Source organism: Pseudomonas sp. TAA207, from assembly GCF_001529285.1.
Lineage (GTDB): Bacteria > Pseudomonadota > Gammaproteobacteria > Pseudomonadales > Pseudomonadaceae > Aquipseudomonas > Aquipseudomonas weihenstephanensis.
In genome coordinates this window covers 41,021-62,539 of sequence record NZ_LLWJ01000071.1, presented here as the reverse complement: position 1 = coordinate 62,539, position 21,519 = coordinate 41,021, and the positions used below count along the sequence as shown (strand labels likewise).

Below are 21,519 nucleotides of genomic sequence, written 5' to 3'. Positions count from 1 at the left end.
ATTGAGCGTTTTTTGGGGCGCGAAAAGAAGGGAAAAGTGGGTAGCCCAGTAACTGGCGGCTAAATAGTGGCCAGTTGCCGTAGAGAAACGCCACAGTCGTGTCTGTGGCGTTTTTTTTGTACCTGCGGCGAGGATCAGTAGGCCGTTTTGCCCGTGTGGTTGTTCAGCGAGATGATCTTGGTTTTGCCGATACGGTGACGGTAAATTTCACGCAGGTACTTGATGGCTTTTTTCACGCAGTCTCGAGAAAGGCGGATGTCATTGATCGACACAAATTTGTCTTTGTCGTTAATCAACTCACGGTATTTCTTCTCGTACATCGGCTTGATCGCGTACCAGTTGGTGTCGAGGATTTTGGCCGGGTTCTCGAACTCGTTGAGCAAGTCATCAATCTGGCTTTCATCGAACGCGTCACCGGTGATGAACTCCAGCATCGAATCATCCAGCGTGTCGTCAAAACGGTAAGGATTTCGCGCAAAACAGCGTTTGATAAAGGCAACGATCAGCGTGAGAAAGTCGTCCGACAAGCAGGGGCTTTTGGCGATCAATGTTGTCAGCGACAAGTTGGCCGAGGCACCGATGACCAACGCATAACGCTTGAGCGTGGTATTGGGGAACAGGCTATTGAGGTGGGTCTTGAGTCGGTTCAAGTCCATGTACGACAGCTTGTAGTCCTTGGGCAAGGACACAATCGAAACCACCGAAGAGCAGTTCTTGAAGAAATGCAGGTCGTGCAGCGCCGCGGCGTCGTAGCCCGAGTGCTTGTATTGCTCCAGGGCTGCGCGGTAACGCTGAGACTCGATCGGCAGCAAACTGATGCCTTCGATAGCCTGGGTGTCCTTGTTGAAGTGCGGCAAGTCGATGGAGCGAAAGAACAAGTCGTCAATGTCCAGACGGGGTGGTTCTTTTTCGAAGACTTTGAATTTGTCGGTTCCCGGCACAGGTTGTTCGGGCACGACGGATTCTGCGTAGGCAATGGCTACGGGGCCCGCCAGGCTCATAAACAAATCGTTGGCATCGAGGCGGATGGTTTCGCCAATGTCGATCCCGGCACGGCGGAAGTAATTCTGATCGTAGTCAGTGGTCACCGCCTGCGCCGTCAGAATGTTGAAGATCTGCTGCGAGATGTATTGGTTGGCGTGCTTTTCCATCGCGTTGACGTCGATGTTCTGGATGTTGCCGTCATCGCTTTGTTCGGCGTAACGCATGATGTCATTGGAGATCAACATCATGGCGTTCCAGGGGCGAATACGGCCCATGACGCTGGCTTCGCTGCTGTCTTCATTGTCGAAGTTGTATGAGAAGTCCCATTCTTCTGACAGGTATTTACACAGCAGTCGGCCCGCGTTGATGTGTAAGGCTTCGGACATTTCGCTGCGGTGATCGGAAATGTTCGGCAGTACGCAGATGCCGCTGGTGAAAATAGGCTCGAACACAAAGGCGTGACCGCTCTTGCTGTCATGTTCATCGGCCGGTTTGGTGTCGAAGGTTTTGTTCATGTACGAGAACTGCTGCGCCAGACCAAACTCCGAGGCCATGCCCGAGCCTGTCCCGCCGCCTGCGCTGAAAATCGAAAAGTACAGGCGCGACTGGTTGGCTTTGATGCCGCAGGAGTCGATCAGGTAGGAGTGGATCAGTTTCCAGTCCGGGCTGGAGAAGCGCTGCGCATCCTTGTTGAGAATGATCTTGGCCAGATACTGACCCAGAATCGGCGCGTTACCGGCGCCGCCTGCGTGGACTTCCGACAAGTCCATGATCTTCATCTTGCTGTAGTCGCGGATGAAGTTACTTTTCTCACTTTTGCGCGAAAAGCGAATACGCCCGGCGATGTCTTTGTCCAGGTCACCCAGCAGCACCAGCGGTTCGACCAAAAACACCGGTTTAGTGGCTTTGTTTTGCACCAGTCGCAAGTTATTACGAATCCATTGGCCAGGGTTGTAGCGTTTGTCTTCGTGTTGCGGGTCGATGGTATTGAATTCGTTGAGGTAGAACTTGCGGGCGTTGTACACCAGTTCGGCAACGTCCAGCGCAATGTTGGACCCGCAGCGCCCCAGGCCTATCAGGCACACCGAGGGGAATTGCTGCTCGACACGGCTCTCGCTGTCGTCTTCAACCAGCTCGGGTTGGGGGAACACCAAGTCCCGTAAACCATCAAGGTTTTCGAGGATACGGTCGGTATTGGTTTCGGTGAAATACAGGTATTGCTGAGTCGCCAAGGGTTGCTGGCTGGAATAGCTTTTCGATGAACGTAGGGGCTCGTTTATTGTTTTTAGAGACACTTCAGAGACCAAGGGTGTCGCATTATTGTTCGACGTCATTGTGTGCCATCTGTCTGGGCTGGACGACTGTTGAGGGATGTTCAACAGGCCAAAACGAGGGTGGGAATCGCGCACTAACGGGGCGATAAGGGTATTCGCACGTTCTAATCCATATTTTGTATAGGGGATTAAACGCTACGGATAGAAAAGAATCGGCCTGAGGCGGTCGTTCTTTAATGGCTCTTTTCGAGCTGCGAGGAGGATGCTGGCATTTTACTGGCTTGAGAGTTGAAACGTTGCGTAGTCAAGGGTCTCAGACGGTCGTTTATTGAGCTGTTGGAGCAGCGCATTCAACTCCTCGAACGGCACGGGGCGGCTGAGCAGAAAGCCTTGGATAAAGTCGCAGTTGTACTGGTTGAGGAAAGCGAACTGTTGGTGCGTTTCAACGCCTTCGGTGACCACTTGCAGGTGCAACGTGTGGGCCATCAAGATGATGGCCTGGACGATTTCCATGTCCTGGCTGGACTTGGGGATGTCCTGGATAAACGAGCGGTCGATTTTCAACGTGTTGAGCGGCAGTCGTTTCAAGTAAGCGAGCGATGAGTAGCCAGTGCCGAAGTCGTCAATGGACAGGGATACGCCCAGCGCCCGAATCTGTCGCAGCAGTTGCGAGGTATTACTGATGTTGCCCATCAGCGCGTTTTCGGTGACTTCAAGCTCCAGCCGGTTAGCGCTGATGCCCGAGGTGCGCAGGGCGCTCTCAATCTCATCAGCCAGTTCCACACGTACCAGGTTGAGTGCCGAGCAGTTCACTGCAACGCTGATGTCTTTCCAGCCAAGATCGGTCAAGGCTGCAAGGTCGTGGCAGGCCTTGCGCAGCACCCAGTTGTCGAGTTCGGCAATCAGGCCATTGGCTTCGGCAATGCTGATAAAGCGCTCTGGCCCCAGCAGGCCATGCTCCGGGTGGTGCCAGCGGACCAAGGCTTCGAGTTTGGCCACCTGGCCACTTTTGAGGTCGAATATGGGTTGGTAATGCAAAAACAGCCCGTGATCTTCACGCAAGGCATGGCGCAGCTCTTCTTCGATTTGCAGCTCAAGAGAGGCGCGGGCTTTGAGGTTTGAGCTAAAGAAATTCAGGCTGTTGCGGCCATTGTCTTTGGATTGGTACAGCGCCAGGTCGGCATGTTTGAGCAGTTCATCAATGGTGGTGCCATCGTCAGGGAACACACTGATACCGATGCTGGTGGTCATCACCATGTTTCGCCCGGCAAGCTCGATGGGATCTTTCATTTTGAGCATGATGCGCTGCGCCATTTGGCGGGCTTCTTCGCGATTGTTCAGGCTGATCAATATGCAGAACTCATCGCCCCCAAAGCGCGCAACCACATCTTCGTGACTGCGGGTGGCGCTCTTGATTTGCGAGGCAATCACTTTGAGCAGTTCGTCCCCCGCATCGTGGCCAAGGCTGTCATTGATGCGTTTGAAGTGGTCGATATCGAGGAACATCACCGCCAGCATGGTGTTATTGCTGGCGCGTTCAATCAGCTTTTCGGCAAACAGCTGGTTAAAGCCGCGACGGTTGATCAAGTTGGTCAACGGGTCGTAATGCGCCACTTGTTGTAAGGAGGCGCGGGCCTGATCCAGTTGGCTGAGCAGGGCGTTGACCCGCCTGAGATCGTGCTCTTTGAGTTGCAATTTTTTGTCCACCAGCGCTGCGCTTATGCTGCTGCCAATGAGCAGCAAGGCAATCAGCGCCACCATCAGGGCCAATTGCCAGTGGTTATTTTCTATGTGCGGCTGCACGTTGCTGCCCAGGGGGGCAAAGGTGTGCAGCGCCCACATGCCGATGAAATGAACACTGGTAATGGCCAGGCCAGCGGCCAGGCTAATGGCGTACTTGTAGAACTGATGCGCCAAGCCGCTGGTGGTGCGCAATGACTTGGCCAGTAACAGGGCGGCATAACTGGCGACTATGGCGATCACGAATGACAGGGTGAACAGGGCGGGGTTGTAGTGCTGTTGACTGCTGGAGTGCATGGCTGACATGCCGACGTAGTGCATGGTGCAAATGCCCAGCCCGAACACCAGCGCGGTGAGTATCAGCCTGGGGCGCGTGAGGGGTGTTTGGGTGAGGATTTGCATCGCCACAATGGCTGCGAGTAAGGCGATAAACAGCGAGCCAATGGTGATGCCCAGGTCGAAGTGGATATTCAATGGGGATTCAAAGGCGAGCATGCAGATAAAGTGCATGGCCCAAATGCCGCCCGCCAGAGAGCAGGCGCCTATCCAGCGCCACACCGTTTTGGCCGTGGTTTTTTCCGCGTTGCAGGCGCGTTCAAACATGTGCAGGGTGGCGAGGCTGGCGGCACAAGCGACTAAAAATGCCAGAAACACCAAATACGGGTTATGACTGCTGTTGAGCGCCAATTGCCCGTTTGCGGTGTGCTCCCCAATAAACTGCAGCCCCAGCCATTCCATAGCATCCCTCAACACTGAGTGCAGGTTTGCCAGTCGTCAGACGCTAGCTTGCTCTGAAGTGTAGAAGCTGAAATGGGGGAAAAAACGATGATGGCAAGATGATGCCTATCATTTTGCGATTAAACACGGCTTTGACCGTGTTTAACGCTATAAACCCTGCCTTGAACAAGGGGGTGACCCTGTAGGCGCTCGGTTGCTCGCGAAAAAACAACGCATCTCATCAGATGGGACGCATTGTTTTGTTTCGTGGGCAACTCGCTCCTACAAAGTGTGTGGCGTTAGCCTGCAACCAATACGCGAATCGCTTCAAGGCGCAGGGCAGCTTTTTCAAGCATGGCCAGACCTTGCTCACGTTGTTTGCGCAAGGCAACCAGTTCGCTGTCACGCACGCTTGGGTTCACGGCTTGCAAAGCAGTGAGGCGGGCCAGTTCTTCTTCGGTGTCAGCGGCCAAGCGACGTTGGGCGTCGGCGACACGTTCAGCATGACGCGGCGCAATTTTGGCCTCACCGGCGTTGATTTTGGGTGTCAGTTGATCGCGCTGGGCCTGCACGAACTTGTTGGCGCTGGCACGTGGCACGCTTTCGAGCTGCTCATTGAGCGTCACGAAAGAAACCCGTGAGGACAGGTCATTGCCGTTAGCGTCGAGCAAGCAGCGCAGAGCAGCAGGCGGCAGGTAGCGGCCCAGTTGCAGCGCGCGCGGGGCGACCACTTCGCTGACGTAAATCAGTTCAAGCAAGACAGTGCCGGGTTTGAGTGCCTTGTTCTTGATCAGCGCCACCGAGGTGTTGCCCATCGAGCCGGAAAGCACCAAGTCCATGCCGCCTTGCACCATCGGGTGTTCCCAGGTGATGAACTGCATGTCTTCGCGTGACAGGGCCAGGTTGCGGTCGTAGGTGATGGTCACACCTTCGTCGTCACCCAAGGGGAAGCTGGCGTCCAGCATCTTCTCGCTGGGCTTGAGGATCAGGGCGTTTTCCGAATGGTCTTCGCTGTCGATGCCAAAGGCGTTGAACAGGGTTTCCATGTAGATCGGCAGGGCAAATTGATCGTCTTGCTCAAGAATCGCTTCAACCAGCGCTTCACCTTCACCTGCGCCGCCAGAGTTCAGCTCCAGCAAGCGGTCACGGCCAGTGTGCAGTTCTTGTTCAAGCCGCTCGCGCTCGGCGCGGGCTTCATTGATCAGGGCTTGCCACTCTTCGTCATCGCCGGCTTCCAGCAACGGCAGCAGGCGGGGGCCGAACTGGTGTTGCAGGGCGTTACCGGTCGGGCAAGTGTTGAGAAAGGCGTTCAGGGCTTCGTGATACCACTGAAACAGGCGCTGCTGAGGGCTTGGCTCAAGGTACGGCACGTGCAGTTCAATGGTGTGTTTCTGGCCGATACGGTCCAGACGACCAATGCGCTGCTCCAGCAAGTCTGGGTGTGACGGCAGATCGAACAGTACCAAGTGGTGTGCGAACTGGAAGTTGCGGCCTTCACTGCCGATTTCCGAGCAGATCAGCACTTGTGCGCCGAACTCTTCGTCTGCGAAGTAGGCGGCGGCACGGTCGCGCTCAAGGATGTTCATGCCTTCGTGGAAAACCGTGGCAGGGATGCCGGAGCGCACGCGCAGGGCGTCTTCCAGATCCATTGCGGTTTCAGCATGCGCGCAGATGACCAAGACTTTGGTGCGCTTGAGCATCTTGAGGGTGTCAATCAGCCACTCGACACGCGGGTCGAAGTTCCACCAGCGCTGTTCTTCGTTGGCATCCGGCAGGGCCTGGAAGCTGACCTCCGGGTACAGCTCGGCGTGTTCGCCCAGCGGCAACTCAAGGTATTCGTCCGGGCATGGCAGCGGGTAAGCGTGCAGCTTGCGCTCCGGGAAGCCCTGGACAGCGGCGCGGGTGTTTCGGAACAGCACGCGGCCGGTGCCGTGGCGGTCGAGCAGTTCACGCACCAGGCGGGCACTGGCTTCAGCGTCCCCTGCATTGACGTCTGCGAGCAGGGCATCGCCCTCAGCGCCGAGGAAGCCGTGAATGGTTTTTTGCGCTTCAGGCGACAGGCTGCCTTTGTCCAGCAACTCCTGTACGGCCTGGGCCACCGGGCGATAGTTTTCGCTCTCGGCACGGAAAGCGGCGAGGTCGTGGAAGCGGTTCGGGTCCAGCAAACGCAGACGAGCGAAGTGGCTGTCTTGGCCCAATTGCTCCGGGGTCGCGGTCAGCAACAGCACGCCAGGGATGGTTTCGGCCAGTTGCTCAACCAACGCGTACTGGGGGCTGACGTTGTCTTCGTGCCACACCAGGTGGTGCGCTTCGTCGACAACCAGCAAGTCCCAGCCCGCTGCAAAGAGCGCGTCCTGAGCTTTTTCGTCATCAACCAGCCATTCCAGTGCCACCAGTGCCAGTTGGGTGTCTTCGAAGGGATTGCTGGCATCGCTTTCGATGAAGCGTTCTTCGTCGAACAGGGCTACTTCAAGGTTGAAGCGACGGCGCATTTCCACCAGCCATTGGTGCTGGAGGTTCTCTGGCACCACGATCAGCACACGGCTGGCACGGCCGCTGAGCAGTTGACGATGGATCACCAGGCCGGCTTCGATGGTTTTACCCAAGCCTACTTCGTCGGCCAGCAGTACGCGCGGCGCGATGCGGTCTGCGACTTCGCGAGCAATGTGCAGTTGGTGTGCGATAGGTTGCGCACGCACGCCACCCAGGCCCCACAGTGGCGATTGCAACTGACGGCTGGTGTGTTCGAGGGTGTGGTAGCGCAGCGAGAACCAGGACAACGGGTCAATTTGCCCGGCAAACAGCCGGTCGCTGGCCAGGCGGAACTGGATAAAGTTCGACAGCTGGGTTTCGGGCAGGGTAACGGTTTCGTTCTGCTCGTTCAGGCCGTGATAGACCATCAGGCCATCGGCATCATCGACCTCGCGTACAGTCATCTTCCAGCCTTCGAAGTGGATGATGGTGTCGCCTGGCGAGAAACGTACGCGCGTCAGCGGTGCGTTGCGCAGCGAATATTGACGGGTTTCGCCAGTGGCCGGATAGAGCACGGTCAATAAGCGACCGTCCTGTGCCAGAACGGTGCCTAAACCTAACTCAGCTTCGCTGTCACTAATCCAGCGTTGCCCCGGTTGATACTGCTGCGCCATGCTGCCTGACTCCCGCTTTGAAAAAGCCGAGTATATTAACGGATCAAGGGCCTCAGTCCAAAGGACTCTGACAAAAAGCTACGCGTAGGGATTTAGTCAGTCATGTGTTTACGACCGGCGGCTCAAGTCGAACCGTCTTGGGCCGACAGCTTGAATACAGGAGAACAATAATATGCTGCCGCCGATCCTACCTCTCAGCCTTGTGCCCGTGACCTCTCAGCAAGACCCGGTTCGCCCGCGTCCCGATATTCCCCCCGTTGTGCCAGCCCAGCCAAGTTCAGGCGACAGTACGATCAACCTGAAAAATCAGGACAGCGATCAAGCCACGTTGCTGCTGCGCGAAGAGCAACAGCGCCAGCAGGACAAGCGTCGTCGTGAAGCGGCCCAAGGGCAGGAAGTGGTGGTGGTGCCGGGCGATGAGTTGAATGAAGACAACACCGTGCCGGTATCCCCGCTGATTGATGGCGCGCCACGCCAGGGGTTGTGGGTTGATATTGAGGTTTAAGTGTTTTTTCTGGTCAGGGCTGGAGGTGCGTCGCATTATTAGCGCATTGCCGATACCCACTGACAGTGATCCCATTTCGTTATGAGCCAAGACAACAAGCTGGTCGACCTGGGCGCCGAACGCGCCAAACGCGTGCATGACCTCAATGAAAAACGTCTGAATGAAGTGCGCCAGGCGTTTGAGCAAGCGATGCCGCTAAAAAGCCCCAAGAAAAAAGCGAAGAAAAAGCCTAAAAAGCGCTGAACATCGGCGTTTTTCATGATCTGTATCAACTATTCCCTCTAACACCCTGCTGGCCGGAGTCACTATTGATCCCGGTCAAGTTCCTTGCCTGCGTGTCTGGTTAAGCTGGCTTCACACAAACAAACACGCGCAGGAGGCCGTCATGTTTCTCGATAATGTGGTTATCGCTGGAGTACTTACCGTCGGTCTCATGGTTTTATTTTTCGCGGGGTTAGGGATTTTTATCTGGAAAGACTCCCAGAAGCGCAATAAGTAGCGCCGGGTCTTTCGAGTAACGAGCACGCAAGGCATTTTGGGCGACTTCGGTCGCCTATTTTTTTGCGTGTGTGTTTTGCAAGGCTTGCGGTTGTTTTGGGGGCAGGTTGCGAGCCGTTCAAGCGACGGCCTGGGTGCCATCCCCTCAAACCCGAGGCATAAAAAAAGGTACGGCCCGTGAGGGGCGTACCTTTTTTAGTGCGCGCTGCTTAGGCGAGGGCTTTGGATGCCAGCCAGAACAGTGTTGCAGACAGTGCGATAGTGGCCGGTAAGGTCAGTACCCATGCCATCAGGATGGTCTTGATGGTGCCGCCTTGCAGGCCGCTTTTGTTGGCAACCATCGTACCCGCTACACCGGACGACAAAATATGCGTTGTCGATACCGGCAAGGAGTAGATGTTGGCCAGCCCGATCGCAAACGTGGTGGTGATCTGCGCCGACATGCCTTGAGCATAAGTCATGCCCTGCTTGCCGATCTTCTCACCGATGGTTTTAACCACACGTCTCCAGCCCACCATGGTGCCCAGGCCCAAGGCCAGGGCGACCGCCAGAATCACCCAGAACGGGGCGTATTCAGTCGTGGCCGTCAGGTCCTTGCGCAGTTTTTCGAGGTCGGCTTTTTCGCGTTTATCGAGCACTGGCAGCTTGCTGACTTTCTTTGCCGTGTCGTCCAGGCAAAGCAGGTAGCGACGGATCTCGATACGCTTTTCAGCCGGGATCGAGTGGTAGTCCGCTACGCCTTTAAGTGAGCTGAGCAGGGCTGCGATGGTCGGCTCGGTTTGCTGAGGGTTGCAACTGAACTGTTCCGGCAAGTCGCCTTTTGCGCTCTTGCCCAATGCCAGAAACTCGCTCAGGGTGGCGTTATTGCGCTGATAGAACTGGCTCAGGTGCAAGGTGGCGTCGCGTGTACGCTCGATCTGATAAGTCGTGCTGTTGAGGTCCAGTACGAAGACGCTCGGCACGATACCGATCAGTACCAGCATGATCAGGCCAATGCCTTTCTGGCCATCGTTGGAGCCGTGTACAAAGCTCACGGTCATGGCCGAAATGACTAGTACCAGACGGTTCCAGAACGGCGGGTGCTTTTTGTCGTCCATCTTGCGGCGCTGTTCCGGGGTTTTGTGCATCTTGGAACCCGGACGCCACCATTTAAGGCCGATCAAGACCAACGCGGCAACCACAAAGCCTGCCAGGGGCGAGAATACCAGCGAGGCGCCGATGTCGATCGCCTTTTGCCAGTTCACACCCTCACTCACCGGAATCCCGGTGATCAAGGCATTGGCCAAACCCACGCCCAGGATCGAGCCGATCAAGGTGTGCGAGCTTGAAGCCGGGATCCCGAAGTACCAGGTGCCCAGGTTCCAGGTGATGGCAGCGGCGAGCAGTGAGAACACCATGGCCAGGCCATGTCCGGTATTCACATTCACCAGAAGCTCTACGGGTAACAGGTGGACGATGGCATACGCCACGCCCACACCGCCCAGCAAAACGCCGAGAAAATTGAACACACCGGAAAAGAACACCGCCAGGTGAGGCGGCATGGCTTTGGTGTAGATGACAGTCGCTACCGCATTCGCGGTGTCATGAAAGCCGTTGATGAACTCAAACGCGAGAACAAAGGCTAGGGCGAAGAAGAGGCTGATAAGAACCCAGGCATCCAATCCGCTTAATAGATCGATCATGAAGGTTTTCTGACACGGTCATAAAGGGGGCCGGATTATGCCAGAAAACCCCGGTAATCGATGCACTAGCTGCTCGTTGGTAACATCTGTAAATGAAAAAACCTGTCAGACCGGATCGCTTCAACGGGTGGGATGCTGGTTACAAGCCGCTGATATCAAAGGCTATAAGCCATTGAGCAGGTGATGTGTCAGCCTTTATGCATGTCTGAATCATGCGTATGAAATTTCTTGTCCGGGAGGTTTATGAAGCGACATTCCGTCATCGATGCTGACATTCGCCCCCCGATTTCAAAGAGAGGACGCGCATGGATTGTGCGTGGAGCCTGCTGGCACAGAGGCTATGGCTCTTCAGGTTTCAGCTCTTTTTCGATTTTTTGGATTTCTTGGGTAAATGCCTGATCGATCAGGCTGGCGCGTTTGCGCCAAGGCTTACGCTCAGGCTCAGGCTGAGCCGCGTAAGTCGTCACTTCACCGCCGTAAACGTCCTTGTAACGTTGTTCCTGTCGCTCAAGTTCTGCGCGCAGTTCGTCTTTCGTCACAGTGTTACCTAATGGAGTAGAGAGTGAGTCGGGTGAATCCTAGTTGCTCCGTGCAGGGACGGATTAACAGCCCTGCGTATTTAAAACAGGCACGCCGTTTGTAGTTTCAATCATGAAACTGTACGCCGTCGTTTTGAGGTAGCCCCTATGCGAGCGGCCGGTTTATCAATAGCTGATTTAAACCACGGTACTGAATAGGCCACCGGTCTTCTTAACAAAGATGAATTCAAGGTGGCGTGCGAGGTGTACTGCACCGTGCAGGAGCACAACAGCCGCTACTATCGCTGATGGACTTTGCAGGCGTCAACTTTCCTGTGCAGGGGCATGGCCGCCCTGACTGGTGGGCGGTACAGAGTGGTTTGACTCACCCGTGAACAGGGCAGGCGCCTTACAACTTAAGTTAGCGCTTCATGTGATGTTGAGTGCGCGTGATATAGAACGGGCGTGCTACATCAACTCACTCAGGACTATGTGGCGCAGAAGTTAAACCTGTCTGAAAGTACTCAGCAAGTTTTCATGCCCGCGAGGGGGGGTAATAAAGCGTGGTTATACGGTGCTTATGTTGCCTGTGTTGCATGTGTGAGGCGCACACATTAGCAATGGCTGCTGACATGCTGCCCGGCAGCCATATATGAAACACAGCGCGAGTCAGACAGTCGCGAGGATGAAAATGCGTTTGAACGGGAACAGCGTCTGGCCATTGGCTTCTTGTGGGTAGTGTTGATGCACCACACGCAGGTATTGCTCAATGAAGCGCTCTTTCTCACGCTCGCCCAGTGCCAGTAACACAGGGCGCAGTGCGGAGACTTTGACCCAGTCGAAAATAGGCGATGTTCCTTCGACTACTTGTAAGTGTTCGGTTTCCCAAATATCCAGCTCCTTCGTCAGGGGGGCCAGCAATTGGTAATAGCTTTTAAGTGAGAGCACCGTACGTTCGGCCATGAATTGGCGCAGACGTGCTGAGCCAAGGGGTCGACCCTGCGGGCCTCCGGTTTCCAGGGTTTCCAGCATTAATTCGTACCACAGTGCATCGCGCCAGTTAGGCATGTGCGCGGCGAGGCACCCGCCGGTGTTCAACTGGCTCAATAACTGCGGGAGCAATGATTGATGATCATTGATGAAGTGCAACACAGCGGCGGCAAATAAAAGGTCCGCCGGACTTTGCGCCCGCCATTCGCGCACATCACACTTTTGCCATAACGCTTTAATGGGTAAATAAGTCGCCTCTTCCAGCATTTCGGCAGAGCTGTCGATGCCGGTCAGGTCAGCCAATGGCCAGCGTTTGGCGAGAAGTTGCGTCGCAATGCCGGTGCCGCAGCCCAGATCATAGATACGTTGCGGGTGTTCCAGGTCGACATGGTCCAGCAGCTCAAGCACCGGCCGCTCACGCAGCCGGGCAAATTGTTGGTAGGACTTGGCGTCCCATTGGGTGTTGGCAGTCCGTGCCGGGGGTGTCTGAACATTGGCAAGCATGAGGTGGTCCTCCAGTGCATTTCAGAGTTGTCTTCCGATGACATTGAGTGTTCGTAAAGCAACAGCGCAGCCACGTCGGGTGTCTTCCTGACGCAGCAGTGACAGCAATTGGCGAAGGCTGGGGGCTTCGGTTTGGGCGGCGGTTTGTGCGCTCGCCATGCGCACCGCATTGCCCAGCGACCAGATGGCCGCCGTGATTTGTTCAAACAGCAACGCGAGTTTTTCCACCATGGCCGGGTCCAGCAGGTCTACGGTGTCGGAGACCAAGGACAGGCCGTCGACCAGATTGTCCAGACGGCCGCTTTGAATCAAGGGCTCAAGTTTGCTCAGCAGGTCGCCCAGATCGAGGGGGGACTGATCAGTGATAGGGTTTTGGCAAACCTGACCGTTGTCGGGTGTTTGATTGACGGGTTCCATACGTACGCTCCTCCCGGTATCGGGTCACAGCATTCCACGGGCGACAGCCCAATACAGTCCGCGGTTAAATCCGTTTCTGAGTAAACCGCCGAGTTTGGTCGGCGGTGTTGGCAGCACATCGACTTGGTAGTCGTACCACAACGGCATGCCGGCATTCAGGCCCATTTGAGCGACGGCCTGCACCCGGCCGTCATAGACACTGACGTTAGTGCCCAAGCGAACCTTGCCCGCAATGTTGTTGGCGATGACCGGCCCCTGATTGTGACAAGCACCTCCGGCTTTGCTGATGGGCAGATCAACCGTGTCACCGATCACGTAAACGTTTTCCAGGCCATACACTTCAAGGGTTTCATGATGGGTAGGCAGCCAGCCTTCATGGTTCTGTGCCTGCGACACACCGCTGTTGAGCACTGCGTCCACGGCGCGAATGGGCGGAGTGGCCATCAAGATGTCGAATGGTTGCTCATCGCCCTCAGCGCTGTACGCAATGCGTGCGTCGGGATCTACCTTGCTCAGGGTGAAGCTGCGTTGAAACTGTATGTTTTTTTGTTCGAAAACCCCCGGCAGCACATCGCCCACCCGGCGCTGCATAAACAGGCAGTTACGCATCAATTGCGCTGTAGTGGGGTAGGTGTAGATGATTTCGATTTGATCGCGTACCCCGCGTTTGCGCAAAAAATCATCCAGCATCAGGGTCGTTTCTACAGGGGCAATGCCGCATTGATGCGGCACGTTGGGTGTCTGGGGGAACGATACGGTGATAAAAATGCGGCCTTTTTTGATCGTGCTCAAGCGTTCTGCCAATTGTCTTGCCGGTGTGTATTGATAGAAGTGGTCGCCAGCTTCTTTCAGACCCTCGATACGTTCTGGCGCAGGCACGCATCCTGTGGCTATCACTAAATAGTCATAGCCATAGCGTCTGCCACTGGCTGTATGCAGGGCTTGAGCGTTGAAGTCGAAGCGGGTGACCTCTTCAACGTTGAAGTCGATTTCGGGTCGCAGCAGCGATCGCTCAGAGCGTTTTAGCTCTTCCTCGAAGAACTGGTTGAATGCCACGTACATGAAGGCGGGCTTGTAGTAGTGGTCGGGCGAGTTTGAAAGCAACGTCAGTTGCACATCGCCTCGATTGATCTCTGGATAGAGTTTGGTGACCAGTTGGTTGGCGAGCAATGTGCCCCCCACACCGCCACCGACGATGATGATTTTTTTTAGCATTGCGTGACCTCCGTGGTCGGGTCGTCACGCGGCTGCCTGAAAAGGGCCGTGCACTGACCTGTTGTTTTAAACACGCACACAAAATCCGGTTATCGAGATAACTGTATGTGGTCGGTGCTTTTTCGCCAGCCGAGTGAGCAGGATGCAAAAGGGAGGGGAATGTTGGCTCGATAAGGGAGCGGCACCTATCAGGCGTGTTAAGTGCTTATCAAAGAACCTTTTTTCTACACAGGGGGCGATCAAATCGACGTGGTGATGGGCTGCATGCAACCGGTTTGATGGATTAAATGACGTGTTTAATCCGGATGGACGGGGAGGATTCGACAGAAGCAGTGGTGATTTACACCCGGGAGCAAACGAAAAAACCCGCCTTCAGGCGGGTTTTTCGTGACGCTAAGTGACAATCAGGCCTTCGGCGGCTCTGAAGAGATCGGGCGGTTTTGCCCGGTCTGTTCGTACCAGCCCCCACCCAGTGCCTTGTACAGGTTGACCTCGCTGGTCAACTGCGAAAGACGGTCACTGATCAACGACTGTTGGGCGCTGAACAACGAGCGCTGGGCATCGAGGAAAGTCAGGTTGCTGTCCACGCCAATGCGATAACGACGTTCGGCTAACCGGTAGTAATCCTGGTTGGCGTTGACGAAATCAGTCTGCGCTTGCAACTGCTGGCTGTAAGTCTGGCGAGCGGCCAAACCGTCAGATACTTCCTGAAATGCCGTCTGGATCGCCTTCTCGTATTGCGAGACGGTGATGTCCTTCTGGATTTTCGAGTAGTCCAGGCTGGCGCGCAAAGCACCTGCGTTGAAGATTGGCAGTGTGATTTGCGGCGAGAACAGCCACGTACCCGAGCCACCCTTGAACAGCCCGGACAAGTCCGGGCTCAAGGTCCCGGCATTGGCGGTGAGGCTGATGCTGGGGAAGAATGCCGCACGGGCCGCGCCGATGTTGGCGTTGGCGGCCAACAGCTTGTGCTCGGCCTCCAGAATGTCCGGGCGACGTTGCAGCAGGTCCGATGGCAAGCCGGCCGGTACTTCGTTCAGCAAGTCGGCAGCCAGCGGCTTGCTCGCGGGCAGGTTCTCTGGAAGCGTCGTGCCGAGCAGCAGCGCCAGGCTGTTCTGATCTTGAGCGACCTGACGGGTGTAACGCGCCAGTTGCACCTTGGCGTTTTCGACCGAGGTACGGGACTGGCTCACATCCAGAGCCGATGCCACGCCCACTTCATTGCTGCGCAAGGTGAGCTTGTAGCTCTCATTGAACGCTTTGAGCGTGTCTTCAGTCAGCTTGAGCAGCTCTTTGTCGGCCTGCCAGGTCAAGTAGGCATTGGCGACGCTGGCAACCAGACTGATCTGAGTAGTGCGGCGGGCTTCTTCGGTTGCAAAGTAGTTTTGCAACGCCTGATCGTTCAGGCTGCGAATCCGCCCGAACAGGTCCAGTTCATACGCGCTGACCCCAAGGGTTGCCGAGTACTGGCTGGTGATGCCCGACTCGCCTGTTTGCGACATGCGCCCAGGTGTGCGTTGACGGCTACCGCTGGCATTCGCGTTTACTGCCGGGAACAGGTCCGCACGCTGAATACGGTACTGCGCGGCATACGCATCAATGTTCAAGGCCGCGACCCGAAGGTCACGGTTGTTGACCAGTGCCGTCTGAATCAACTGTTGCAGGGCCGGGTCATGAAAAAACTGACGCCAGCCTTGCTCGGCAGCCGTTTGATTCGGCGCTTCGTTTGGCTTGTAGGCCGGGCCTTGCGGGTACTGCGCTGCTACCGGCGCTTCAGGGCGCTGGTAGTCAGGGATCAGCGAGCAGCCGCCCAGCGTAAACGCTGCGACCGCTACTGCGAGAAGCGACTTGCTCATTGGCCAGCCTCTTGATTTGGAGTTTTAGTCAGATCTACTTTCTTCTGTTCTTCTTTGTCCTTGCTGCCAAAAGACGACACGGCAACGAAGAATAGAGGCACCCAGAACACGGCCAGAACCGTGGCGGTGATCATACCGCCGATTACACCGGTACCAATGGCATGCTGGCTGCCTGAACCGGCGCCTGAGGAGATGGCCAACGGGATCACACCCAATACGAACGCCAGCGACGTCATGATGATCGGACGCAGACGCATACGGCACGCCTCGATGGCGGCCTCGGTCAGGGTTCGCCCTTGTTCATGCAGCTCTTTGGCGAACTCGACGATCAGAATGGCGTTTTTCGATGCCAGACCGATGGTCGTGAGCAAGCCCACCTGGAAGTACACGTCGTTGGACAGTCCGCGCAGGCTGGTGGCCAGCAAGGCGCCGATAATCCCCAGCGGTACAACCAACATCACTGCAATCGGGATTGACCAGCTTTCATACAGCGCTGCGAGACACAGGAACACCATCAGCAAGGAAATTGCGTACAAAGCAGGTGCTTGCGAACCCGACAGACGCTCCTCGTATGACAGGCCAGTCCAGGAAATACCTACACCTGCCGGCAGTTTCTTGGCCAGGGCTTCAACTTCAGCCATGGCTTCACCACTGCTGTAGCCGGGTGCCGGGGCACCGAGGATTTCCATGGCTTCTACGCCGTTGTAGCGCGACAGCTTCGGTGCACCGTAGGTCCACTTGCCTTTGGCGAATGCCGAGAACGGCACCATGGTTCCTTCGTCGTTACGCACGTACCACTTCTTCAGGTCTTCGGGGTTCATCCGCGAGTCAGCTTCGCCTTGCAGGTAAACCTTTTTCACACGACCACGGTCGATGAAGTCGTTGACGTAGCTGGCACCCAGACCGATAGACAGAGTGTTGTTGATGTCTGTCAGGCTAACGCCCAGGGCGCGAGCCGCTTCGTCATCGATTTCCAGTTGGTATTGCGGTTCATCGTTCAGGCCGTTAGGTCGCACGCCTGCCAGGATCTTGCTTTGCGATGCCATGCCCAGGAACTGGTTGCGGGCTTGCATCAGCTTTTCGTGACCAATACCGGCGCGGTCTTGCAGGTACACGTCAAAACCGGTGGCGTTACCCAGCTCCATCACTGCCGGTGGGGCAAAGGCAAACACCATTGCATCGCGGAAGGTGGAGAAGTGCGCCTGAGCACGGGCTGCCAGTGCAAACACGCTGTTGTCGGCATCACGCTCGCCCCAAGGCTTGAGCATGATGAACGCCAGGCCGGAGCTTTGGCCGCGACCGGCGAAGTTAAAACCGTTCACGGTAAACACCGAAGACACTGCCGCCGATTCATCGGCGAGCAAGTATTCGCGCATGCGGTCAATCACCACCTGGGTGCGTTCTGCTGTCGTACCGGCCGGGGTTTGGACCTGAGCGAAGAGTACGCCCTGGTCTTCTTCTGGCAGGAACGAGGTAGGAATGCGTGTAAACAGGAAGACCATGCCGACGACGATCAGCACGTATGCCAGCAGATACGGAGCCTTGTGGCGCAGGATGTTGCCGACACCTTTCTCGTAGCGCTTCACGCCACTGTCGAAAGTGCGGTTGAACCAGCCGAAGAAACCGCGTTTGTTTTCGCCGTGATCCCCTTTTTTGACGGGCTTGAGCATGGTGGCGCACAAGGCCGGGGTGAAGATCAGGGCAACCAGTACCGAAAGCGCCATCGCCGAAACAATAGTGATCGAGAACTGTTTGTAGATCACACCGGTTGAGCCGCTGAAGAACGCCATTGGCAGCAATACGGCCGACAGCACCAAGGCAATACCCACCAGGGCACCCTGGATTTGCTCCATGGATTTCTTGGTGGCTTCCTTGGGTGACAATCCTTCTTCGCTCATGACCCGTTCGACGTTTTCCACCACAACGATGGCGTCGTCCACCAGCAAGCCGATGGCCAGTACCATGCCGAACATGGTCAGGGTGTTAATGCTGAAACCGGCTGCTGCGAGAATGCCGAATGTACCCAGCAATACCACTGGCACCGTCATGGTGGTGATGATGGTGGCACGGAAGTTTTGCAGGAACAGGAACATCACCAGGAACACCAGGGCGACGGCTTCAACCAGGGTTTCAACAACGCCCTTGATCGAGGCCGATACCACTGGCGTGGTGTCGTACGGGTAAACCACTTTCATGCCGGGCGGGAAGAACGGAGCCAGATCATCGATGGTTTTGTGCAGCGCCTTGGCCGTGTCCAGTGCGTTGGCATTGGTGGCCAGTTTGATCGCCAGACCCGAAGACGGTTTGCCGTTGTACTGCGCGCTGATGCTGTAGTTCTCACCGCCCAAAGCGACTTCGGCGACGTCGTGCAGACGTACCTGAGAGCCGTCGGTGTTGACTTTAAGCAGTATCTTTTTGAACTCTTCAGCAGTTTGCAGGCGCGTTTTGCCGATGATGGTTGCGTTCAGCTCTTGACCTTTTACAGCTGGCAGGCCGCCCAGTTGCCCGGAGGACACCTGTACGTTCTGTGAGCTGATAGCGGACTTAACGTCCACCGGGGTCAGGTTGTACTTGTTCAGCTTGGCTGGATCGAGCCAGATACGCATGGCGTACTGGGCGCCGAACACCTGGAAGTCGCCCACACCTTCGGTACGGGAGATCGGATCCTGCATGTTAGAGACGATGTAGTTCGACAAGTCGTCTTTGTTCATGCTGCCGTCTTCAGACACCACACCGATAACCATCAGGAAGTTTTTCACTGCCTTGGTCACGCGGATACCTTGCTGCTGAACCTCTTGAGGCAGCAGTGGGGTCGCCAGGTTGAGCTTGTTCTGCACCTGCACCTGAGCGGTGTCGGGGTCGGTGCCTTGCTCGAACGTGGCGGTGATGGTCATGCTGCCGTCGGAGTTACTTTCAGACGATACATAACGCAGGTGGTCAATACCGTTGAGCTGCTGCTCGATCACCTGGACCACGGTGTCCTGCACGGTTTGCGCCGAAGCGCCCGGGTAGGTCACGGAGATCGAGATAGCCGGCGGTGCGATGCTCGGGTATTGGTTGATCGGAAGTTTGAGGATCGATAGAGCCCCGACCAGCATGATCACCAAGGCGATTACCCAAGCGAAAATCGGACGGTCGATAAAAAATTTCGACATGGTTTACTCCCCTTTACTGCCTGCAGCTTGTTCTGTTGCCGGGGCAGCTGCCGGGGTTGCGCCTTGTGGTTTTTCCATGATCTTGACTTCAACACCTGGCTTGACGAATTGCAGGCCGTCGGTGATCAGGCGATCGCCAGGGTTCAAACCTTTCTCGACCAGCCAGTCGCTGCCCACGGTACGGGATGCTTGCAGTACGCGCAGTTCGACCTTGTTGTCCGGCCCTACAACCATTGCTGTCGGCTGGCCTTTGAGGTTATGCGTCACGCCCACTTGAGGTGCCAGAATCGCGTGGCTGTCGATGCCCGCTTCCAGTTGCGCGTGCACAAACATGCCTGGCAACAGAATCTCGTCGGGGTTGGGGAACAGGGCGCGCAGCGTCACGGAACCGGTGGTTTCGTCGACCGACACTTCGCTGAATTCCAGGCGACCTTCTTGTGCGTACTCGCTGCCGTCCGGCAGGGTCAATTTGACCTTGGCTGCGTTATCGCCAGCTTTTTTCAAGCGGCCATCAGCGAGGTCTTTGCGCAGTTCCAGCATCTCGACAGAGGACTGGGTCACGTCAACATAGATGGGGTCCAGTTGAGTGATAACGGCCAGCGCGTTGGCCTGACCGCTGGTCACCAGCGCACCTTCGGTGTACAGCGAGCGACCGATACGGCCGGTCAGCGGCGCCAGCACTTTGGTGTAGCGCAGATTGACTTGAGCGGTATTGAGAGTGGCCTCAGCTTCCAGGCGAGCGGCTTCAGCGTTGTCGTATTCCTGACGGCTCACGGCTTGCTCTGCGACCAATTGCTTGTAGCGATCAGCCAGCGATTTGGCGGATTGTAAGGTCGCGCGGGCACTCAATACGGCACTTTCATAGATAGCCGGATCAATTTGATACAGCTGTTGGCCAACTTTGACGTCAGAGCCTTCTTTGAACAGGCGCTTGAGAATAATCCCGTTGACCTGAGGTCGAACCTCGGCAGAACGATAAGACGTGGTTCGGCCCGGAAGATCAGTGGTCAGGGTGAACGGCTGAGCTTTGAGCGTCACGACGCCGACCTGAGGGATTTGGGGTGCGGGTGCCGCTTCTTCCTTTTTGCATCCGCTGAGCAGCGATGCCAGGGCGACGGCGGCAACCAGAGCGGTAACAGCTGGCTTGAATTGCATGAAGATCCTCGGGTCAGGCACGCGAAAGCGCACAAGAATAGTGGAAGGGTAAAGAAAGCTGTTCCGGGTGGATAAGTAGCTTGCTAAGGAATATACTTACATTCGTGTCTGTTTGTAAATAGCGGGGTTGTGTCGTTAAAGGCATGCCGCAACCCTTTTCAATGCGTGAGATGTAGGCCGGGATAAGGCACAACAAACGCCACCCGATATAGGTTTTGAAGGCTTTACGCCGTGCTCAGAACCGCCCTGATTGAGGTTTTTATTGCCATGGTGCGTCGTACCAAAGAAGAAGCTCAGGAAACCCGCAGTGCCATCCTCGAAGCGGCCGAACGGGCCTTTTATGAACGGGGTGTAGCGCGCACGACGTTGGCGGATATTGCCACGTTGGCGGGTGTGACTCGAGGTGCCATCTACTGGCATTTCAGCAACAAAGCTGACTTGGTACAGGCGATGCTCGATAGCCTGCATGAACCTTTGGACGCATTGGCAAAAGCCAGTGAAAGTCAGGACGAAATTGATCCGCTTGGCTGCATGCGCAAGCTGTTGATCCATTTGTTTCATCAAGTTGCGAACGATCCCAAAACTCGACGTATCAACGAGATTTTGTTTCATAAGTGCGAATTCACTGACGAAATGTGCGATTTGCGTCGTCAGCGCCAAGTCGCGATGGCCGACTGCAACAGTCGAATCGAGCTGACCCTGAGTAATGCAGTTCATCGCCAACAACTCCCTAAAACACTCGACGTACGCCGAGCCGCCATTTGTTTACATGCCTATATCGACGGCATTCTCGGGCAATGGCTACTGGTTCCTGACAGTTTCGAGCTTCATGGAGAGGCAGAGACATGGGTCGACATTGGCCTGGACATGCTACGACTCAATCCTGCGCTGCGAACATCAGACAAAACCGAATCTGAGTCTAGTTCCCTACAGCCATAAGGCGAGAGAAGATTTTGCTCTAATGACTTTTTAAAGTCCGGCGGTCTTTATATACGTCTAGGTCGCGGGTTTAAAGTTAGCGAGCTAAGTATTTTGTAGGTCAATTGTTACGACCTCGTTAATGGAAAGGCCACTCGAGCGGCCTGCACGTCAAAGAGTTGCGCAAGCGCGACACCTCGCGCATTTATTTGTGCGCCATCTTCACTCATGGCTAGAGTTCCCGC

At 55.9% G+C, this 21,519-nt stretch carries 15 protein-coding genes; 4 read left to right on the top strand and 11 right to left on the bottom strand.

Annotated elements, in window-relative coordinates; translation table 11 throughout:
• Positions 1-134 precede the first annotated feature (134 nt).
• From AP059_RS18455 to rapA, 3 genes are all read right to left on the bottom strand, one after another.
• A complete protein-coding gene (locus AP059_RS18455) occupies positions 135-2,318 on the bottom strand; it encodes a hypothetical protein (RefSeq protein ID WP_059764841.1) in 2,184 nt (727 codons plus the stop codon).
• A gap of 213 nt (positions 2,319-2,531) precedes the next feature.
• On the bottom strand, positions 2,532-4,736 hold the full coding sequence (locus AP059_RS18450; protein WP_059764839.1) for a putative bifunctional diguanylate cyclase/phosphodiesterase: 2,205 nt from the start codon (positions 4,734-4,736) through the stop codon (positions 2,532-2,534).
• Positions 4,737-5,014: 278 nt separating this feature from the next.
• The gene (gene rapA, locus AP059_RS18445) at positions 5,015-7,861 is read right to left on the bottom strand and encodes an RNA polymerase-associated protein RapA (protein ID WP_059764837.1); all 2,847 of its coding nucleotides are present in this window, start codon (positions 7,859-7,861) and stop codon (positions 5,015-5,017) included.
• A gap of 172 nt (positions 7,862-8,033) precedes the next feature.
• On the opposite strand from rapA, the gene AP059_RS18440 reads away from it, so the two are divergent.
• From AP059_RS18440 to ccoM, 3 genes are all read left to right on the top strand, one after another.
• On the top strand, positions 8,034-8,366 hold the full coding sequence (locus AP059_RS18440; protein WP_048362732.1) for a hypothetical protein: 333 nt from the start codon (positions 8,034-8,036) through the stop codon (positions 8,364-8,366).
• An 81-nt stretch (positions 8,367-8,447) separates the two neighbouring features.
• On the top strand, positions 8,448-8,609 hold the full coding sequence (locus tag AP059_RS22525) for a hypothetical protein (RefSeq protein WP_087148758.1): 162 nt from the start codon (positions 8,448-8,450) through the stop codon (positions 8,607-8,609).
• Between the two features lie 142 nt (positions 8,610-8,751).
• Positions 8,752-8,865 carry a cytochrome c oxidase subunit CcoM gene (gene ccoM, locus AP059_RS22865; protein WP_019411060.1) on the top strand — a complete coding sequence of 38 codons (114 nt, stop codon included), beginning with the start codon at positions 8,752-8,754 and terminating at the stop codon, positions 8,863-8,865.
• A 208-nt stretch (positions 8,866-9,073) separates the two neighbouring features.
• Here the strand turns inward: ccoM and AP059_RS18430 are convergent, their stop codons facing one another.
• From AP059_RS18430 to AP059_RS18395, 8 genes are all read right to left on the bottom strand, one after another.
• Positions 9,074-10,546: an inorganic phosphate transporter gene (locus AP059_RS18430; RefSeq protein ID WP_048362733.1), complete on the bottom strand. Its 1,473-nt coding sequence runs from the start codon at positions 10,544-10,546 to the stop codon at positions 9,074-9,076.
• A gap of 338 nt (positions 10,547-10,884) precedes the next feature.
• On the bottom strand, positions 10,885-11,085 hold the full coding sequence (locus tag AP059_RS18425; RefSeq protein ID WP_048362734.1) for a hypothetical protein: 201 nt from the start codon (positions 11,083-11,085) through the stop codon (positions 10,885-10,887).
• A gap of 648 nt (positions 11,086-11,733) precedes the next feature.
• The gene (locus tag AP059_RS18420; protein WP_059764835.1) at positions 11,734-12,558 is read right to left on the bottom strand and encodes a methyltransferase domain-containing protein; all 825 of its coding nucleotides are present in this window, start codon (positions 12,556-12,558) and stop codon (positions 11,734-11,736) included.
• Between the two features lie 21 nt (positions 12,559-12,579).
• Positions 12,580-12,975 carry a hypothetical protein gene (locus AP059_RS18415; protein ID WP_059764833.1) on the bottom strand — a complete coding sequence of 132 codons (396 nt, stop codon included), beginning with the start codon at positions 12,973-12,975 and terminating at the stop codon, positions 12,580-12,582.
• A gap of 24 nt (positions 12,976-12,999) precedes the next feature.
• Positions 13,000-14,190 carry an NAD(P)/FAD-dependent oxidoreductase gene (locus tag AP059_RS18410; RefSeq protein ID WP_059764831.1) on the bottom strand — a complete coding sequence of 397 codons (1,191 nt, stop codon included), beginning with the start codon at positions 14,188-14,190 and terminating at the stop codon, positions 13,000-13,002.
• A 404-nt stretch (positions 14,191-14,594) separates the two neighbouring features.
• On the bottom strand, positions 14,595-16,046 hold the full coding sequence (locus AP059_RS18405; protein WP_048362737.1) for an AdeC/AdeK/OprM family multidrug efflux complex outer membrane factor: 1,452 nt from the start codon (positions 16,044-16,046) through the stop codon (positions 14,595-14,597).
• Positions 16,043-19,201, bottom strand: a complete 3,159-nt coding sequence (locus AP059_RS18400; RefSeq protein WP_059764829.1) for an efflux RND transporter permease subunit — start codon at positions 19,199-19,201, stop codon at positions 16,043-16,045. The genes AP059_RS18405 and AP059_RS18400 overlap by 4 nt, the downstream gene beginning before the upstream one ends.
• 3 nt (positions 19,202-19,204) lie before the next feature.
• The gene (locus tag AP059_RS18395) at positions 19,205-20,356 is read right to left on the bottom strand and encodes an efflux RND transporter periplasmic adaptor subunit (RefSeq protein ID WP_048362739.1); all 1,152 of its coding nucleotides are present in this window, start codon (positions 20,354-20,356) and stop codon (positions 19,205-19,207) included.
• A gap of 267 nt (positions 20,357-20,623) precedes the next feature.
• On the opposite strand from AP059_RS18395, the gene AP059_RS18390 reads away from it, so the two are divergent.
• On the top strand, positions 20,624-21,295 hold the full coding sequence (locus AP059_RS18390; protein WP_059765185.1) for a TetR family transcriptional regulator: 672 nt from the start codon (positions 20,624-20,626) through the stop codon (positions 21,293-21,295).
• Positions 21,296-21,519: the final 224 nt, after the last annotated feature.

Coding starts and splice junctions, on each gene's coding strand:
- AP059_RS18455 (WP_059764841.1), bottom strand. CDS start 2,318: ATGACGTCGAACAATAATGCGACACCCTTGGTCTCTGAAGTGTCTCTA.
- AP059_RS18420 (WP_059764835.1), bottom strand. CDS start 12,558: ATGCTTGCCAATGTTCAGACACCCCCGGCACGGACTGCCAACACCCAA.
- AP059_RS22525 (WP_087148758.1), top strand. CDS start 8,448: ATGAGCCAAGACAACAAGCTGGTCGACCTGGGCGCCGAACGCGCCAAA.
- AP059_RS18390 (WP_059765185.1), top strand. CDS start 20,624: ATGGTGCGTCGTACCAAAGAAGAAGCTCAGGAAACCCGCAGTGCCATC.
- AP059_RS18450 (WP_059764839.1), bottom strand. CDS start 4,736: ATGGAATGGCTGGGGCTGCAGTTTATTGGGGAGCACACCGCAAACGGG.
- AP059_RS18395 (WP_048362739.1), bottom strand. CDS start 20,356: ATGCAATTCAAGCCAGCTGTTACCGCTCTGGTTGCCGCCGTCGCCCTG.
- rapA (WP_059764837.1), bottom strand. CDS start 7,861: ATGGCGCAGCAGTATCAACCGGGGCAACGCTGGATTAGTGACAGCGAA.
- ccoM (WP_019411060.1), top strand. CDS start 8,752: ATGTTTCTCGATAATGTGGTTATCGCTGGAGTACTTACCGTCGGTCTC.
- AP059_RS18415 (WP_059764833.1), bottom strand. CDS start 12,975: ATGGAACCCGTCAATCAAACACCCGACAACGGTCAGGTTTGCCAAAAC.
- AP059_RS18405 (WP_048362737.1), bottom strand. CDS start 16,046: ATGAGCAAGTCGCTTCTCGCAGTAGCGGTCGCAGCGTTTACGCTGGGC.
- AP059_RS18400 (WP_059764829.1), bottom strand. CDS start 19,201: ATGTCGAAATTTTTTATCGACCGTCCGATTTTCGCTTGGGTAATCGCC.
- AP059_RS18410 (WP_059764831.1), bottom strand. CDS start 14,190: ATGCTAAAAAAAATCATCATCGTCGGTGGCGGTGTGGGGGGCACATTG.
- AP059_RS18440 (WP_048362732.1), top strand. CDS start 8,034: ATGCTGCCGCCGATCCTACCTCTCAGCCTTGTGCCCGTGACCTCTCAG.
- AP059_RS18430 (WP_048362733.1), bottom strand. CDS start 10,546: ATGATCGATCTATTAAGCGGATTGGATGCCTGGGTTCTTATCAGCCTC.